Annotated in this window: 11 protein-coding genes; 3 read left to right on the top strand and 8 right to left on the bottom strand. The window is 48.8% G+C overall.

All coding sequences use genetic code 11. The annotated features are described in order from the left end of the window. Window positions 1–161: 161 nt before the first annotated feature. Window positions 162–1763, bottom strand: a complete 1602-nt coding sequence (gene bshC / locus H608_RS0102220) for a bacillithiol biosynthesis cysteine-adding enzyme BshC (RefSeq protein ID WP_028786244.1) — start codon at window positions 1761–1763, stop codon at window positions 162–164. Between the two features lie 130 nt (window positions 1764–1893). On the opposite strand from bshC, the gene H608_RS0102215 reads away from it, so the two are divergent. Next, entirely contained in the window at window positions 1894–3141 is a 1248-nt protein-coding gene (locus tag H608_RS0102215; protein ID WP_028786243.1) for a sterol desaturase family protein, read from the top strand. Between the two features lie 212 nt (window positions 3142–3353). Here the strand turns inward: H608_RS0102215 and H608_RS0102210 are convergent, their stop codons facing one another. Further along, entirely contained in the window at window positions 3354–4844 is a 1491-nt protein-coding gene (locus H608_RS0102210; protein ID WP_038006814.1) for an aldehyde dehydrogenase (NADP(+)), read from the bottom strand. A 153-nt stretch (window positions 4845–4997) separates the two neighbouring features. On the opposite strand from H608_RS0102210, the gene H608_RS20935 reads away from it, so the two are divergent. Continuing rightward, complete coding sequence (locus H608_RS20935; protein ID WP_051267937.1) at window positions 4998–7448, top strand: DUF5916 domain-containing protein; 2451 nt, start codon at window positions 4998–5000, stop codon at window positions 7446–7448. 221 nt (window positions 7449–7669) lie between these two features. Here H608_RS20935 and rimO read toward each other — a convergent pair whose 3' ends face one another. The 5 genes from rimO to rpmB form a co-directional block, all read right to left on the bottom strand. Next, entirely contained in the window at window positions 7670–8983 is a 1314-nt protein-coding gene (rimO, locus tag H608_RS0102200) for a 30S ribosomal protein S12 methylthiotransferase RimO (RefSeq protein WP_028786241.1), read from the bottom strand. 23 nt (window positions 8984–9006) lie between these two features. After that, window positions 9007–9975, bottom strand: a complete 969-nt coding sequence (ftsY, locus tag H608_RS0102195) for a signal recognition particle-docking protein FtsY (RefSeq protein WP_028786240.1) — start codon at window positions 9973–9975, stop codon at window positions 9007–9009. 110 nt (window positions 9976–10085) lie between these two features. Further along, a complete protein-coding gene (locus H608_RS23980; RefSeq protein WP_071836904.1) occupies window positions 10086–10259 on the bottom strand; it encodes a DUF4295 domain-containing protein in 174 nt (57 codons plus the stop codon). 59 nt (window positions 10260–10318) lie between these two features. Next, window positions 10319–10501, bottom strand: coding sequence for a 50S ribosomal protein L33 (rpmG, locus tag H608_RS0102185; RefSeq protein ID WP_028786239.1), 183 nt, complete (start codon window positions 10499–10501; stop codon window positions 10319–10321). Between the two features lie 111 nt (window positions 10502–10612). Next, a complete protein-coding gene (rpmB, locus tag H608_RS0102180; RefSeq protein ID WP_028786238.1) occupies window positions 10613–10849 on the bottom strand; it encodes a 50S ribosomal protein L28 in 237 nt (78 codons plus the stop codon). Window positions 10850–11083: 234 nt separating this feature from the next. Between rpmB and H608_RS20930 the strand changes: the two genes are divergently transcribed. Next, on the top strand, window positions 11084–13177 hold the full coding sequence (locus H608_RS20930) for a glycoside hydrolase family 10-like protein (RefSeq protein ID WP_081658766.1): 2094 nt from the start codon (window positions 11084–11086) through the stop codon (window positions 13175–13177). A 555-nt stretch (window positions 13178–13732) separates the two neighbouring features. Here the strand turns inward: H608_RS20930 and H608_RS0102170 are convergent. Next, the gene (locus H608_RS0102170) at window positions 13733–15709 is read right to left on the bottom strand and encodes a choice-of-anchor J domain-containing protein (protein ID WP_081658765.1); all 1977 of its coding nucleotides are present in this window, start codon (window positions 15707–15709) and stop codon (window positions 13733–13735) included. Between the last annotated feature and the right edge of the window lie 67 nt (window positions 15710–15776).

Below are 15776 nucleotides of genomic sequence, written 5' to 3'. Positions count from 1 at the left end.
GCCTTCCTTTATGGGAGGCTTTTTTGTGAATTGTCAATTGGCAATTGTGAATAGAGTGATTTGCGTCCCTTCGAGTGCCTCAGGGAGCGTGAGTCGTGAATCGTCAATGGTGAATAAAAAACGGCCATCTCGCTTATACCTTACGCCTCACTCCTTACGCTTTACACCTTCACAATAACAAACTCCTGATCGAGCGCGGGAGATTCCTTGTGTAGCTCGTGTAAAAATTCCTTCCCGTAAAGCGCATAAAACGAAGAGAAATTTTCAACGCGTTCCTGCAGACTGCCTCCGGGGAACAAGGCTGCTTTCAATGCATGAAGCTGGCGGCGGTGATCAACGAATTTACGCTTCTCGGCGCGCAGCATTTTCTTTTCCAATTCATCTACGCGGTAAAGCGCACGTGTGCGCAATGCTTCAACATGTCCTTTCAATGTGGCATCGATCGCAACAGCCTTCGCTTCCATTTCATCGTATAAACGATTCAATGCTTCGCGTTCCGCACCGAGATGCAGGGCATTGGTACTGTTATCATGTACGAGCGAATTGAGTAATTGTTCTTCCGGTGCAAAAAGTGTGGCCGCATCATCGATACCGAGCTGGGCGGCTTTTTCCTGCCAGACCTGATCCATGATGAGAAATGAATTGCGCAGGATCAATATGGGATAATGAGCCTGATGATCTTCGAACACAGCACGGAGTTGCAACCAATAGGCCAGCTCCCCTCCTCCACCGACAAAAGCGATGTTGGGTAATATGGTTTCCTGGAATACACCACGAAGGATCACGTTGGGACTGAACCTTTCCGGATGTTGGTCCAGTTCTTTTTCTATTTCTTCTTTGGAAAAACGGCGGTCTGTTCCATGAACACTATATACACCATCCGCATATTCTATACGCTGACGACTTTGTTCTTCCAGGTAAAAAAGATTGATCTCGCGCGCATGGGCCTGCACTTTGTATCCGGCTTTTTCAATGGCCTGCGCTGTTTTCTCCACTAACTGTACGGCTGTTTGCTGTTCCAGTTCGCGGCGGAATATGGTAATGCCTTCTTTTTTAAGCAACGGATTATCCGGGATCAATACCACCAGTCCGTATACACCAAATAATGCATTGACCAGCTGGAATGTTGCGTCCTGGATGGAAGTGCCTTTTGTGTAAGCGGCTTGTAAAAGTGTGAGTACTTCTTCGCCGTATGGCAATACGCTTATTTCACCGCGTAGTTCGTCGATGAGGCGTAGCAATTCGTCGTCTACTTTCATACGGCCGACGGCGCCGGTTTGTTGGGTATGCCAGGTATGGCGGGTACCTTTTACAACAAAATAGCCGAGCTCATCGAGGTCGGCATCTTCGCTGCCCATATAATAAACAGGCACAAAATCGTGATCGGGGAATAATGTTTTACAACTATCAGCCAGCCGGATCACATGCAATATTTTATATAAAAAATATAAGGGTCCGGTGAAAAGATTGGGCTGATGCGCGGTTGTAATCGTAAATGTTTGTGGCGAAGCAAGGGCTTCGATATTTTTTTCGGTAGCGGTTGTTTGCCGCACGCCGGCGTATTGTGCCTTGAGCGCATCTGTCAGGGCTTTGCGGTTGATGGGTCGTTTTGCCCGGTCGGCAATCGACTGCCGCAGACCTTCCACATCGGGTCTGTACGCATAAAACTCCCGCAACGACGGGTGATCTTCCAGGTAATCTTTTACCAGGTTGCTGAAATAGCCGGTCTTGGAATAAGGTATGCGGGTAGCGCTGCAGTCCATAAAAACGTAAAAATAAGAAACAACTGGTTGGCGATTCGACCTATCAACAATTTTTTAACTAAATGGTTCGGAGGCAGTCTTTACGTCAAATCATGGCTTTTCTGTAAATTCGGGAAACGATTGTAGCGGTATGGAAACGTACGGAAAGATCCTGCTCATTGCAATGCCCGCTTTCCTGCTCCTGGTCTTATTGGAAAAATGGTATGGCTGGCGGAAAGGAAATGATACCGTCCGGCACATGGACATGATCAGCAGCCTTAGCAGCGGCATCACCAACGTCACCAAAGATGTACTGGGCATCAGCATCGCCCTTATTTCTTATGAATGGCTGGTCGCACATCTAGCTTTGGTACACATGCCTACTACGGTCTGGACCTACGTGATCGCTTTTATCGCACTCGACTTCATGGGTTACTGGAGCCACCGGCTCAACCACGTTTATAATCTTTTCTGGAATAATCATATCATCCACCACAGCAGCGAAGAGTTCAATCTTGCCTGCGCCTTGCGGCAAAGCATTTCCGAGTTTGTAAAACTGTTTGTGATTTTCCTGTTGCCGGCGGCTTTGCTCGGCGTTCCTGCCAAAGTAATTGCAGTGGTGGCACCTATCCAGTTGTTTGCTCAATTCTGGTATCATACCCGGCATATCAATAAAATGGGTTTCCTGGAAAAAATCATTGTTACGCCTTCGCATCATCGCGTGCATCATGCACTCAACAAAGAATACATCGATAAAAACTTTTCGCAGATATTCATTGTCTGGGACAAATGGTTTGGTACGTTCCAGGAAGAATTGAAAGAAGTGTCACCGGTGTATGGCATTACCCGCCCCGTACGTACCTGGAATCCGGTTCGCATCAATTTTCAACATGTAGGGTTGCTGTTCCGCGATGCCTGGTATACGAAAAAATGGAAAGACAAATTACGCCTCTGGATGATGCCGACCGGCTGGCGGCCGGATGATGTAAACGAACGTTTCCCCGTGTACAAAATCGATGATCCTTATAGTATGGAAAAGTATGATCCGCCCGCTTCTGCCGGATTAAAGGCCTGGTGCTGGATTCAACTGGTGATCTTACTTGGCTTTATCAGCTACTTCTTTGCGCGCCTCGCGCATATCAATCAACTCGATCACGCTTATATCTACCTGTATGGTCTGTTTATATTCGTCAGTGTTTATGCATTGACCGAACTGATGGACCGCCATCCTTATGCATGGGCAGCGGAGCTGGTAAAAGCCGGTTTTGGCGCTTATCTCCTCTACCTGCAACCCGATTGGTTCGGGCTCTCTGACTGGCTACCCATGAGTGGTTATCTTGTTGGCGGTTATTTATTGCTTTCGTTGACAGGCACGGTTGTGTGGAGCCGCAGGAAGTAGTAAGTTTTAAGTACTAAGTAATAAGTTTTGTGCCCTTCGTGAAGCCGACGTATTGGCCTCAGCGAACGAGCCAAGGGAATTTGATCCATTCACCCGTGTTCGTGAAAACACGAACCAGGGGAGATTTGACGCATTCACCATTCACTATTCACCATTCACTATTCACCATTGACTTACTCACCATTCACCATTGACGATTCACGATTCACCATTCACCCATTCACCGGCTGTTTCGTCAGCTCATCATTCACCGTACGCCAGATATCAAGCGGATTGCTGTTCTGCAATTCCGCAGGCAGCCATTCATCGTTCCAGTTTTGAAAAGCCACAGGACGTGCAAAGCGTTTGATGCCATCGGCTCCAACGGAGGTAAAACGCGCATCCGTGGTAGACGGATAAGGTCCGCCGTGCTGCATACTCAGACACACTTCCACGCCGGTGGGCACCCCGTTCAGGATCAAACGCCCGCATTGATTTTTCACTATATCGATCAGGTAGCGGTTGCGTGCAAGATCTTCCTGCGTGGCCATCAACGTTGACGTTAACTGCCCTTCGATGTGCCGGGCCACTTCCAGCATTTCGGCTTCGCTGCGGCAAACAACCAGCAACGAATACGGACCGAACACTTCTTTTTGCAGCAACGGATTTTCGAGGAAAACGGCCGCCGTAGTAGTTGCGATCGTAGGCAGTCCCTGTTCCAATTGCGGATCGGCTTCGGGTACTGCAGTCATCTCCACGCCTTCCTGCGCCAGTGCGTTGGCGCGTTTCTCCACATAGTTTTTAAAGATGCCGATGTTAAGCATGTCGCCCGGCGCTGTCTTTTTAATTTCTTCCGTTAATACATTTTTGAAACGATCCAGCGCTTCACCTTCCACGGCTACGAGTATACCGGGATTGGTGCAAAATTGTCCCACACCCAGGGTGATGGATCCGGCATAAAGACGCGCCGTTTCTTCAGCGGCCTCTTTTAGTTTTCCGGGTAAAAGATATACAGGATTCACGCTGCTCATTTCCGCAAATACAGGTATAGGTTCTTTACGCTGGTTGGCCCAGTCGAATAATTGTTTGCCTCCGGCAAATGATCCCGTGAAGCCGGCTGCCCTGATCAACGGATGTTCTATGAGCGCTTTGCCCACCTCGAATGACGCACCATGGATATGTGCAAATACACCATCCGGAATGCCGGTGGCACGTGCGGCACGTGTGATGGCATCCGCTACTAACTGGCTGGTATGGGCATGCCCGGGGTGCGCCTTTACAATCACGGGGCAACCGGCTGCCAGCGCGCAGGCCGTATCGCCTCCGGCGGTGGAATAGGCAAAAGGAAAATTGGCCGCGCCAAAAACCACTACGGGCCCAAGCGGCACCAGCATTTTACGCAGATCCGGCTTCGGCGGATTTTTATCGGCAACTGCCGTATCGATCCGCGCTTCGAGCCAGTTGCCGGCTTCACAGGCAGCGGCATAACTCGTCAACTGAAACATCGTGCGGGCGCGTTCGTTGCGCAAACGGGGCAAGGGCAGATGTGTTTCCGCAGCAGCCGCTTCCAGCAACGCATCACCGGTTTTATCGAGTTCGTCAGCAATGGCGCGCATAAAAGCGGCGCGTTGTTGTAAACTGAAATTGCGGTATACCTCGAATGCGGCCCATGATTGCTGTATGATCAGTTCAATTTCTTCGGTCGTAGCGTCTTTGTATTCCATGATCGTTTATTTGTTAAGGTCCTGCCGGATTTCACTCCGTCCGTGGAGTAAGGTTACCACTTGTCAGGATTTTTATAAATATTTTTTGCCGGCTGTAACTGTAATACGCGCTGTTCGTTTCTTTACGAAAGCTTTCTTATCACATCACTGTTTATGCGTCACACCCTGCTGTTATTTTTCATTCTGGCCTTACACTTTTGTGCCCACACGCAAAATACACAAAAACAATTTCCAGCCGTCCGGCGCGACCTGCCCATTGTAATGGATGGCATGCCGGATGAAGAAGCCTGGAAAAAAGGGCTGATGCCCGGCACACTCACCGAAATGCGACCGACCTTTGGCAGACCGGAAATGGAGGCTACACGATCCACTTTTTATTTGCTGTACGATGACGAAGCCATCTACTTTGCCGGGTTCTGCCGCGAATCAACCCGCGACAGCGTTACCACCCAACTGGCGGGGCGTGATGAAATCGGCATCAACGACTTCGCCGGGTTGATCCTCGACACCTATCAGGATAAAATCAATGCCCTCTCCTTCTTCGTTACGCCACTCAACGAGCAATTTGACATCAAATATGGTACCGGTAGTGAAGACGGCAGCTGGAATGCGGTATATGAAACACGTGCAAAGATTCATGATAATGGCTGGAGTTTTGAAATGAAAATTCCTTATGCAGCGGTGCGGTTCAGCAAAGGCAAACTGCAGGACTGGAACATACAGGTGCTTCGCCGCCGTTCACGCACGGGGCAGCAATATTCCTGGAGTCCTGTAGACCCCACGCACTTCGGTTTCGTCAATCAATTTGGTACCTGGTCTGGCCTTCAGGATATACGTCCCCCATTGCGTTTGTCTTTTTCTCCTTATCTGTCTTCTTATCTCACCAAAGATGCTTCAACGGAGAATCAATGGCGTTCCACACTCAGCGGTGGCATGGATGTGAAGTACGGTATCTCGGACGCATTTACCATGGACATGACACTGATTCCCGACTTCGGACAAGTACAAAGCGACAACCAGGTGTTGAACCTGTCGCCATTTGAAGTAAAATTCAATGAGAACAGGCCGTTCTTCAATGAAGGAACGGAGCTATTCTCCCAGGGAGATTTGTTTTACAGCCGGCGTATCGGCGGGCAGCCATTGCATTATTACGATGTTGATTACGATCGTGCCGGAGGCGAAACAATCCGCAAAAATCCTGCACAAACAAAACTGCTGAATGCCACCAAAATCAGCGGGCGCACAAAAAGTAAACTGGGAATAGGATTATTCAATGCAATTACCAGAAGCGAATATGCAACAGTGGAAAAAGCCGACAAGCAAACTTATAAAGTGCAGACATCACCACTGACCAACTATAATATAGCCGTGCTCGATCAGGCACTTCCGCACAACTCCAGGGTAACATTGATCAACACGAATGTATGGAGAAGCGGGAATGACTATGACGCCAACGTCACCGCTCTCGACTGGGACCTTTATGATAAAAATATCAAATGGAATGTGTGGGGTAAAGTTGCCCATAGCCGCCTGATCGGGTATGAAGCTCCGGGAAAAACCTACAGCGGCAATCAATATGAATTATTCTTTGGAAAATTCAAAGGCCGTTTCAATTTCGACATTCATCGCTGGTACGTGGATAGCCGGTATAATCAGTCTGATATGGGCTATTTCACCAATAACAATTATCTCACGCACGGCTTTTACGCCGGTTATAAATGGGTAAAACCAAAAAGTTTTTACAACAATATTTACATCAACATCAATGGCAATTATTCGCAATTGCAAGAGCCACGGCTCTACCAGGATCTTGTGCTCAGCGGTAACGTAAACGGGCAAATGAAAAATCTCTGGAATGTGGGATTCGAACTCGACTACCGGGCGCGTAGTAACGATTATTATGATGCGCGGCTCGACGGTTATGTACTGCGCAGACCCGCATCCTGGATGAAAGGCATCTGGCTGAGAAGCAATAAAGCAAAAAAATACACGCTGTCTGCGGAATTCTATCATCGCCTGGCGCCGCGGTTCAATGGTAATTTCTCCGAAATAAGCCTGGGTAACAATTACCGTTTCAGTGATAAATTGAATATTGGCCTGAACAACTATGTGGAGCTTCAGCGGAATGATTATGGCTTTGCTTACCTGACCGCTGTGCCCGGTGTGGTAATCGGCTTACGCGACCGCCGGACGATTTCGAATACGCTGGACATGAAGTACAGCTTCACCAACCGCATGGGCATTACCGTTCGTCTGCGGCATTACTGGAGTAAGGTACACTTCACTCAATTGTTTGATCTGTCAGCGGATGGCCATACGACGGAAGTGGTTACCACTACTCCGAATCCTGACTACAACATCAACTTTTTTAACATCGATATGGTGTATACATGGCAGTTTGCGCCGGGTAGTTTTTTAAATATTGGCTGGAAAAATGCGGGGCAACTTAGCAATCAGCTTGTCCGCGATTCGTATTATCGTAATCTGCGGAATACATTAGACAACCCGATGTTCAACAGTATTTCGTTGAGACTGATTTATTTTTTGGATTACCAGGAATGGAGGAAAAATTCAAAAATCAAAAGTCAAAATTCCAAAGGGTGAATGAGTGAATAAGTTAATAAGTGAATGGTGGCTGAGGCCGATGCTTCGGCCTCCCGAAGCCATCTTTGCGACTCAATTACTTTGCGCCTTTGCGGGAAAAACAACGTCGGTTCACGCAAAGCTGCATAAGGCACAAAGCCGCAAAGATTTAATTATTTCCCTACACCCTAAACCTTACGCCTTAGGCCGACACTTCGGCCCGAAGTGTCGGGCCTTGCACCTCAAACCTCCACCACTTCTCCTTCAAGATCGTAGTCGTACGCTTTGGTGATTTTTACATGGTAGAAATTGCCGGGCAGCAGCTTGCGGTCGGAATGAACAACCACTTCGTTGTCAACCTCTACGCTATCGAACTCGGTGCGGCCAAGGTAGCGGCCGGCTTCTTTTTTATCGACCAGCACTTTAAATACCTGGCCGATTTTTTCCTGGTTCTTTTCGTAAGAGATTTCCTGCTGCACTTCCATGATCTCCTGTGCGCGGCGTTCCTTTTCCTCAGCAGGCACGTCGTCAACGAGATCGTGAGCAGAAGTACCTTCTTCGTGTGAATAGGTGAAAATGCCCACGCGGTCGAAGCGCATACGTTCGAGGAAACCTTTGAGTTCTTCCACATCTTCCTGTGTCTCGCCAGGGAAACCGGCGATCAGTGTGGTGCGGAGACAGATGCCGGGAACACGTTCGCGGATGGAAGCAACAAGTTCTTCCATTTCCTCGCGGGTGATCTGGCGTTTCATCGCTTTCAGCATATTGTTGGAGGCATGCTGAAGCGGCATATCGAGATAGTTGCAGATGTTGTCGCGTTCACGCATTACGTCCAGGATTTCCAGCGGAAATTTGGACGGGTAAGCATAATGCAGGCGGATCCATTCCAATCCCTGCACGTCGGCGAGGCGATGCAACAGCTCGGGAAGGGCGCGTTTTTTATAAATATCGAGGCCGTAGTAGGTCAGTTCCTGTGCAATGAGCATTACTTCTTTCACGCCTTTGCGTACCAGGCCTTCGGCTTCGCGCACCAGGTCGTCGATGGAGCGGCTCTGGTGTTTGCCACGCATCAAAGGAATGGCGCAGAATGAACAGGTTCGGTTGCAGCCTTCGGAAATCTTGAGGTAGGCGTAATGTTGCGGTGTAGCCAGCAGACGCTCGCCCACCAGCTCGGTTTTATAATCGGCCTCGAATTGTTTCAGGATGAGGGGAAGTTCCATGGTGCCGAAAAAGGCATCCACTTCGGGGATCTCGTCTTCGAGATTGTTTTTATAGCGTTCGCTCAGGCAACCGGTTACATATACTTTATCGAGCTTTCCTTTTCTCTTCAGTTCTACCTGGTCGAGAATGGTGTTGATGCTTTCCTCTTTGGCCTTATCGATAAAACCGCAGGTGTTTACCACTACGATATTGTGATCGAGTTTTTTGTTCTCATGTACCACGGCGATATCATTGGCAAGGAGCTGTCCGCTCAATACCTCGCTGTCTACCATGTTCTTGCTGCATCCCAGGGTGATGATGTTCACCTTGTCTCTGCGGAGCGTTTTTGTCTTCATAAAAAATATTCAGTAAGCCTTTCTTATTCGTTCGTATTCAAGCTGAAAAGGCTGTCAACAAATTCATGTTTATCGAAAACCAGCAGGTCTTCCATTTTCTCCCCCACGCCGATAAACTTCACGGGAATGCGGAATTGATTGGCAATGGCCAGCACTACGCCGCCTTTGGCTGTGCCATCCAGTTTTGTGATGGCGAGGGCGCTCACATCGGTAGCGGCGGTAAACTGGCGGGCCTGTTCTACGGCGTTCTGCCCCGTGCTACCGTCCAGCACCAGGAGTACTTCGTGCGGTGCGTCGGGTAATACTTTCTGGATAACGCGTTTGATCTTGCTGAGTTCATCCATCAGGTGGGCCTTGTTATGAAGGCGGCCGGCGGTGTCGATTAAAACCACATCTGACTGGCGGGCCACGGCGCTCTGTGCGGTATCGAAGGCAACGGCGGCGGGATCGCTGCCCATGTCCTGCTTGACAATGGGAACACCTACGCGCTCGCTCCAGATGGTGAGTTGGTCCACTGCAGCGGCACGGAAAGTATCGGCGGCGCCGAGCAACACTTCCTTGCCCGCTTTTTTAAAGTTATAGGCGAGTTTGCCGATGGTGGTAGTTTTGCCCACACCATTCACACCTACAACGAGAATGATATAAGGCTTCTTCGGGAGATTGGAGTCAAATGCATAACTATTTGATTCAGGAGCATCTACAAGAATTTGTTCAATTTCCTCCTGAAGCATTTTATTCAATTCGCCTGTATTAAGGTATTTGTCTTTGGCCACCCGTTTCTCGATGCGCTCGATGATACGAACGGTGGTTTCGATACCGACGTCAGCACCTACGAGTGCTTCTTCCAGGTTGTCGAGAACTTCTTCGTCAACCGTGCTTTTGCCGGCAATGGCTTTGCTGATCTTGGCAAAGAAACCTTCTTTGGTTTTCTGAAGGCCCTGATCGAGACTTTCCTTTTCTTTTTTTCCGAATAGCTTATTGAAAAAACCCATATGAAGAGATGCTGAACGGTGAACAAAATGCTGACCGGCTGGTCAACCTAAAACAACAAAAGCCATCCGTGGCAACGAACAGCTTTCTGGATATACATGAAGTACCCGGATTATTTCTGGGCCAGAAAATCCTTTACTTTATCCTTGTGGATGATCTGCTCTTTGAAAGTGTAAGCGCCTGTTTTAGGGCTTCTTACGGCTTTGATCACCTTGGTCCAGTTCTTTGCTTCTGCAGAAGCTTTCAGGTCCTTTACTTTCGCGTTTTTAGAAGCTGCTTTTGCCATGATCTTATTAGTTTATATTCATAACCAGCAGGATGTGCTGCCGGCTTTGAATGGTATCATTACTTGATTTCTTTGTGAACAGTCACTTTCTTCAGAATAGCGTTGTATTTTTTCAACTCCATTCTTTCAGGATTGTTCTTTTTGTTTTTAACCGTGATGTAACGGCTGGTGCCAGGCTGACCACTTGTTTTGTGCTCAGTGCATTCCAGAATTACCTGTACCCGGTTGCCTTTCTTTGCCATATTGCGTTAATTTGAAAATTTGTTGAATTTGATCCCGAAGCTTCGGGATTTGAAAAATCAGACTGATTTGGACGGAGGAATCCGAAGACCCTTCCGGAGAAGGCCTATCAGTTAGATCTTTTCACCCCTGGCGCGCAGTTGTTTCACAACACTGTACAGACCGTTCTTGTCGATCGTACGGATTGCGTCAGCGCTGAGCTTTAAGGTGATCCATTTGTCTTCTTCCACCAGGTAGAACTTCTTTTTCTGCAAATTAGGCAGAAAACGACGCTTGGTCTTGATGTTGGAGTGCGAAACTTTGTTTCCTCCGATCGGCGTTTTACCTGTAACCTGACATACTCTAGCCATGATAATTTGAAAATTTTGGATCGCAAAGGTAGGGAAAGTTCACCATTTGACGCAAGGTATTGGTTCTTTTTTTCCTAAAATTTTTAACAGGTGTGGAAAGATGTCGCTTGGAAAACAAATATCCTCATTTTGCTCGTTTTTGCGCTTTTATGCGGCAAAGTTTTTCGACAAAAACCGCAGCTTACCGCCACTTTGCCATAAATTACGCAAATAACTGCAAAAAAACAGACAGCTATGAGAAGAAGTCTACCTCTGCTTGCTTTGGCAACCTTTTTATTGGCCTCATCGGCCGCCTCTGCCCAATCGCCGCCCAAACGTGAAATGCGTGGTGCGTGGATCGCCACTTTTGGCGGTATCGACTGGCCCAACCCGGCTCATACCCCGGCCCGGCAGCGCGATTCGCTGATCGTGATCCTCGACCGCCACAAGGCCACCGGCATCAACACCATTTATTTCCAGGTGCGCAGCCAGTGCGATGCCATGTATCCCAGCACCATCGAACCCTGGTCTAAAGATCTCACCAACGTACAGGGTAACCCTCCATCCACGATGTGGGACCCGTTGCAATTTGCTATCGACGAATGCCGCAAGCGCGGCATGGAACTTCATGCGTGGCTCAACCCCTATCGCGCGCTTAGCAGCAATACCACCACCAATTACAATGCGCTTGCCGCCAGCCACGTGGCAAAACAACATCCCGAGTGGCTGATCACGTCGACCACGCCCAACCAACTCATTCTCGACCCAGGTATTCCCGATGTACGGGAATATGTTACCAAAGTGGTCATGGATATCGTGCGCCGCTACGATGTGGATGGCATCCATTTCGATGACTATTTTTATCCCAATGCCACTTATAATGATGATGCCACATTTGCCGCCTACCCGAATGGTTATTCGGTACGCGCCGACTGGCGCCGCAATAATGTGAACCTGCTTATCAAAAAAATAAGCGACAGCATTGCCACGGTGGAACCCTGGACCAAATTCGGCATCTCTCCTTCGGGCATCTGGCGCAACGGCACCGGTGTAGGTGGTTCTGCCACCACCGGTTTCGAGCACTATGTAACCATTTTCGCCGACAGCCGCCTTTGGATACAACAGGAATGGGTCGATTACCTGGCTCCGCAGGTATACTGGCAGATCGGCCTCTCTGCGGCCAACTATTCCGTATTGATTCCCTGGTGGAACAATGTTTCCTCTACCCGTCATATTTATATCGGCATGGCCGGATACAAAGTGGGCGTGGCTGGTAACGGTACTTATGAAACCGATGTTACCATGATCCCGCGGCAGCTCCGGATGAACCGCGATGCGGCTTATCCGAATGTAAAAGGACAGGCTATTTATAATACCACCAGCCTGCGCAATAATTTAAACGGCTTCCGCGATTCAATGCGTTTGTTCTTTTATCAAAAGCCCGCGTTGCAACCCACCATGCCGTGGAAAGACAACGTGGCTCCTGCTCCGGCTTCAGGCTTAACAGGCAGCGTCAGCGGTCTAAGCGCACGGGTTACATGGACGCCTCCTGCTGCCACGGCCAATGAGTTCGACAAAGTGCGCAACTTCGTTGTGTACCGCTCCCAGACAAGCCCGGTTGATATCAATGATGCCAACAACCTGCTGGCGATCGTGCATGCCGACAGCACCGGTTATACCGATGGTACGCTCGTTACCGGCAATACTTATTTTTATCTCGTAACAACGGTTGACCGCTTTCACAACGAAAGCATTGAGTCCAATACTATTTCTTTGAGCACCGGTACCCTGCCGTTGGTACTTAGCGACTTTATTGTAAAACGTTTCGATCAGAACCGTGTACAACTCATCTGGGAGACTGTCCGCGAAGAACAGTTGAGTCATTTCGAAGTAGAGCGTAGCCTGGATGGCAACAACTTCAGTTCGATCGGACGTGTGACAGCCGTGAATCAACCCGGTAATCATACCTATCAGATCGCCGATCCGATCGCGATTTATAATGCGCCGATTTACTATCGTCTGCGGATGACAGATATCGACGGCCGCTTCCGTTACAGCCCGGTAAGAACCATTACAATCAGCGAGCAACAGCAGTTTGTACAGGTAGTACCGACAGTAGTAAGAACAGGTCAGCCGGTGGAGATCTTATTACAGGAAAATACGGATCGTCCGTTGTCATGGATCCTGTTTGATGCGGGTGGCCGTCAGCTCGGAGCCGGTTCGCTTTCCGTTATGACCGCCGGCAGCCGCACATCGTTACCGGCAACAGGTCAGTTGCGCGGAGGATGGTACCTGCTGCGTTTCAGTGACGGCAAACGCCAGGTTACCAGCCGCTTCCTGGTCAATTAAAATTCAAAAAAGCAAATTCGAAAAGCCCCTGTTTGAAACGGGGGCTTTTTTAGTAAAAAATTTAAATAAATGAAACGCCAGTCACCTGATGACGCGTTGTAGGGCCTTTTGAATTTTGACTTTTTCCTTTTGAATTAAAAAACGGACTCCGTTAGGAAGCCCGTCAGGGTTAAGGGTCGGTGCGTATAATAGAGGGCAACTCTATCGATTTATTGAACTCGTCTTAAAGGAACATTGAAAAAAACCGGGACAGGCACTGACCCCGTCCGCCAATACCTGCCACCGGAATAGCATTGTTTAACACAATGTCCGATGTAAATCTACTATCACAAAACACACCTGATTGACAAAAGGTGGCGAACGACGGATTTTTGTATGCGAACGACAGAAAATTCAAAAGTAAAAATTCAAAATTCAAAAGTGAATCATGAATCGTGAATGAGTAAACAGGCACGCCACGCCTATGTTACTTATAATTTACTACCTGTATCTGTTACGCCGAAAAAAAGCGGGACGAATGTCCCGCTTTTTTAATACTTAAAACTTATCACTTGCTCACTGCCTGATCACTTTCAATGAGGTATTATCTTCCAGCACAAGCAGATAATAGCCTGCGGGAATATCGCGGATATCGAGTGTATATGGCATCTGCGTAATACGGACCGTTTTTACCGGCTGACCCGACAGGTTAATCAAACGGGCGTTCGTACCAATTAATTGAAGGTCGCTGCTCTGCAGAACCACCTTATCATTGGCGGGTGTGGGTGCCACTGTTACGCGTTGTTGTCCGCGGCTATCGAGACGGATCGTGTTACTATAAGTTGTTTGTCCATTCTCGACGATAGCCAGGCGATAGTAATTGACGCCAGGCAGCGGGCTTATATCTGTAAAATCATACCGGTAATCTGCAAATGCATTGGCGGTAACACTACCGACAGCAGCGAAGTTGATGCCGTTGCCACTTCGCTCAACGGTATAGCGCTGAATGTTTAATTGTTCAGTGACCGCCCAGTCCAGTTGGTTACCGCGTGTTGTTTTTCTTCCTTCGAATGAAAGCAGCCTTACCGGCAGCGGGAACTGAGTAAGACGAACATTGGCACGGATCGAATAGGGTTTGGCGAAGCTGGCACCAAAGGATTCATTATTTGCCCAGGTACCGGTGGGTGAAGTAGGCCAGTTAACCCAGGTAGTACCGGGCGTATAAATCTCCGATCGCAACGTTACGGCAACTGTTGAATCAAATTCAATGGCGGTGATTACATAGTCGCCCGCCGGAAGAGATTTTGCGCCTCCGTAAATATTCAGGGTCGCCACCAGGGCGTTATTATCCGGGTACAACAAGGTATCGGTAGTAGCAACCATGGTAGTGGGCACTCCGCCTACCGTGTTCCATACAGCAGCGGCATAACGTCTTCCGGTGTATCCACGTGAATAGTCGATGGAAACGGAGCTCAGATAAGATGATTGCTGGAAGGTAAATACCTGACCAAGGTATCCTCCGTTGCCAGCGCCGATACCCAGGCTTCCATTGGCGGCTCCCCTGTCTCGCGCATACACACTGTCTGTAATGACAAAGGTGCGCACCAGCGTGTCATTCGTGGTCAACTGGTCCGCTTCGTTCTGTATCGGGAAATAACGCACCGTATATGTTCCAGGCGCCGATGGCGTCCACGCAGGCAACGTAAAATTTGCATTGGCACCGGCGGCCAGTGTGGATATACTGGCAGACGCCACTTCATTTACAATTGTATTACCTGCATTATAAATCCGCGCACCAAGTCTTACATTGTTCAGCCCCTGTGAACCCAGGTTGTCGATACGCCCGCCAAGTGTAAGGTTGCTGGCCTGGCTCAAAGGAATTTGTGCGTACTGAGAAGAAAGAGCGGTAGTAACGGAGGCGTCAAAATTCAACAACCGCTCTACTTTCACATCATCGATCAGCAGCAGAAACTTATCGCTTGAGTTATTGCGAAAAGCTATATAAACGGTCTGACCAACGTAACCCGTAAGAGGCACGCTGCGTGTTGTCCATGAACTGCTTTCAGCGGCGGTGGAAAACAGGACGGTGGAATTAGTGATTTGATTACCGATGGTTCCGTTGCCTCCTGTAGGAACTGTAGGTGCCGTCATGATGCGTACTTCGTAGCCATCAGGATAGGCCGCATCGTAAGCAACAGCCCTCCAGGACAGCGTGCTGACGCCGGTAGCCGGGATAGCAATCGGCGGTGTCCACATCCAGTCATTGGCTGCACCTGCCGGGCTGTACCACGAATTGGAAAAAGCGCAGCTATCCGCTACGTTGAAGGAAAAGTCTTCGCGGCGGGTCCATGCCTGGTTTACATACGCCGTCTGCGCAGCAGGAGTCCGGTTGTCAACATTACGCAACAACCAGCCGGTTGGAAATGCGTAGGTGCCGGGGCCACCCGCCGTAGAACCACTGATACCATTAAAATTTTCGTAAAAAATAACCTGGGCCTTCAGGGTTATGCAAGCAAGCATACACCCGGCCATTAATAGGGAGAGTTTTCTCATGAACAGAGTTTAGTTTAGAGGGGTTAAGCAGATCATGCAAATATAAATGCAGACGCTTTAAACGCAA

It is taken from the genome of Terrimonas ferruginea DSM 30193 (assembly GCF_000425585.1).
GTDB lineage: Bacteria > Bacteroidota > Bacteroidia > Chitinophagales > Chitinophagaceae > Terrimonas > Terrimonas ferruginea.
This window is presented reverse-complemented; position numbering and strand designations above follow the sequence as displayed.

Bases quoted from the DNA above. Each gene is read 5' to 3' on its own strand.
- bshC (WP_028786244.1), bottom strand. From the start codon at position 1,763: ATGGACTGCAGCGCTACCCGCATACCTTATTCCAAGACCGGCTATTTC.
- H608_RS0102215 (WP_028786243.1), top strand. From the start codon at position 1,894: ATGGAAACGTACGGAAAGATCCTGCTCATTGCAATGCCCGCTTTCCTG.
- H608_RS0102210 (WP_038006814.1), bottom strand. From the start codon at position 4,844: ATGGAATACAAAGACGCTACGACCGAAGAAATTGAACTGATCATACAG.
- H608_RS20935 (WP_051267937.1), top strand. From the start codon at position 4,998: ATGCGTCACACCCTGCTGTTATTTTTCATTCTGGCCTTACACTTTTGT.
- rimO (WP_028786241.1), bottom strand. From the start codon at position 8,983: ATGAAGACAAAAACGCTCCGCAGAGACAAGGTGAACATCATCACCCTG.
- ftsY (WP_028786240.1), bottom strand. From the start codon at position 9,975: ATGGGTTTTTTCAATAAGCTATTCGGAAAAAAAGAAAAGGAAAGTCTC.
- H608_RS23980 (WP_071836904.1), bottom strand. From the start codon at position 10,259: ATGGCAAAAGCAGCTTCTAAAAACGCGAAAGTAAAGGACCTGAAAGCT.
- rpmG (WP_028786239.1), bottom strand. From the start codon at position 10,501: ATGGCAAAGAAAGGCAACCGGGTACAGGTAATTCTGGAATGCACTGAG.
- rpmB (WP_028786238.1), bottom strand. From the start codon at position 10,849: ATGGCTAGAGTATGTCAGGTTACAGGTAAAACGCCGATCGGAGGAAAC.
- H608_RS20930 (WP_081658766.1), top strand. From the start codon at position 11,084: ATGAGAAGAAGTCTACCTCTGCTTGCTTTGGCAACCTTTTTATTGGCC.
- H608_RS0102170 (WP_081658765.1), bottom strand. From the start codon at position 15,709: ATGAGAAAACTCTCCCTATTAATGGCCGGGTGTATGCTTGCTTGCATA.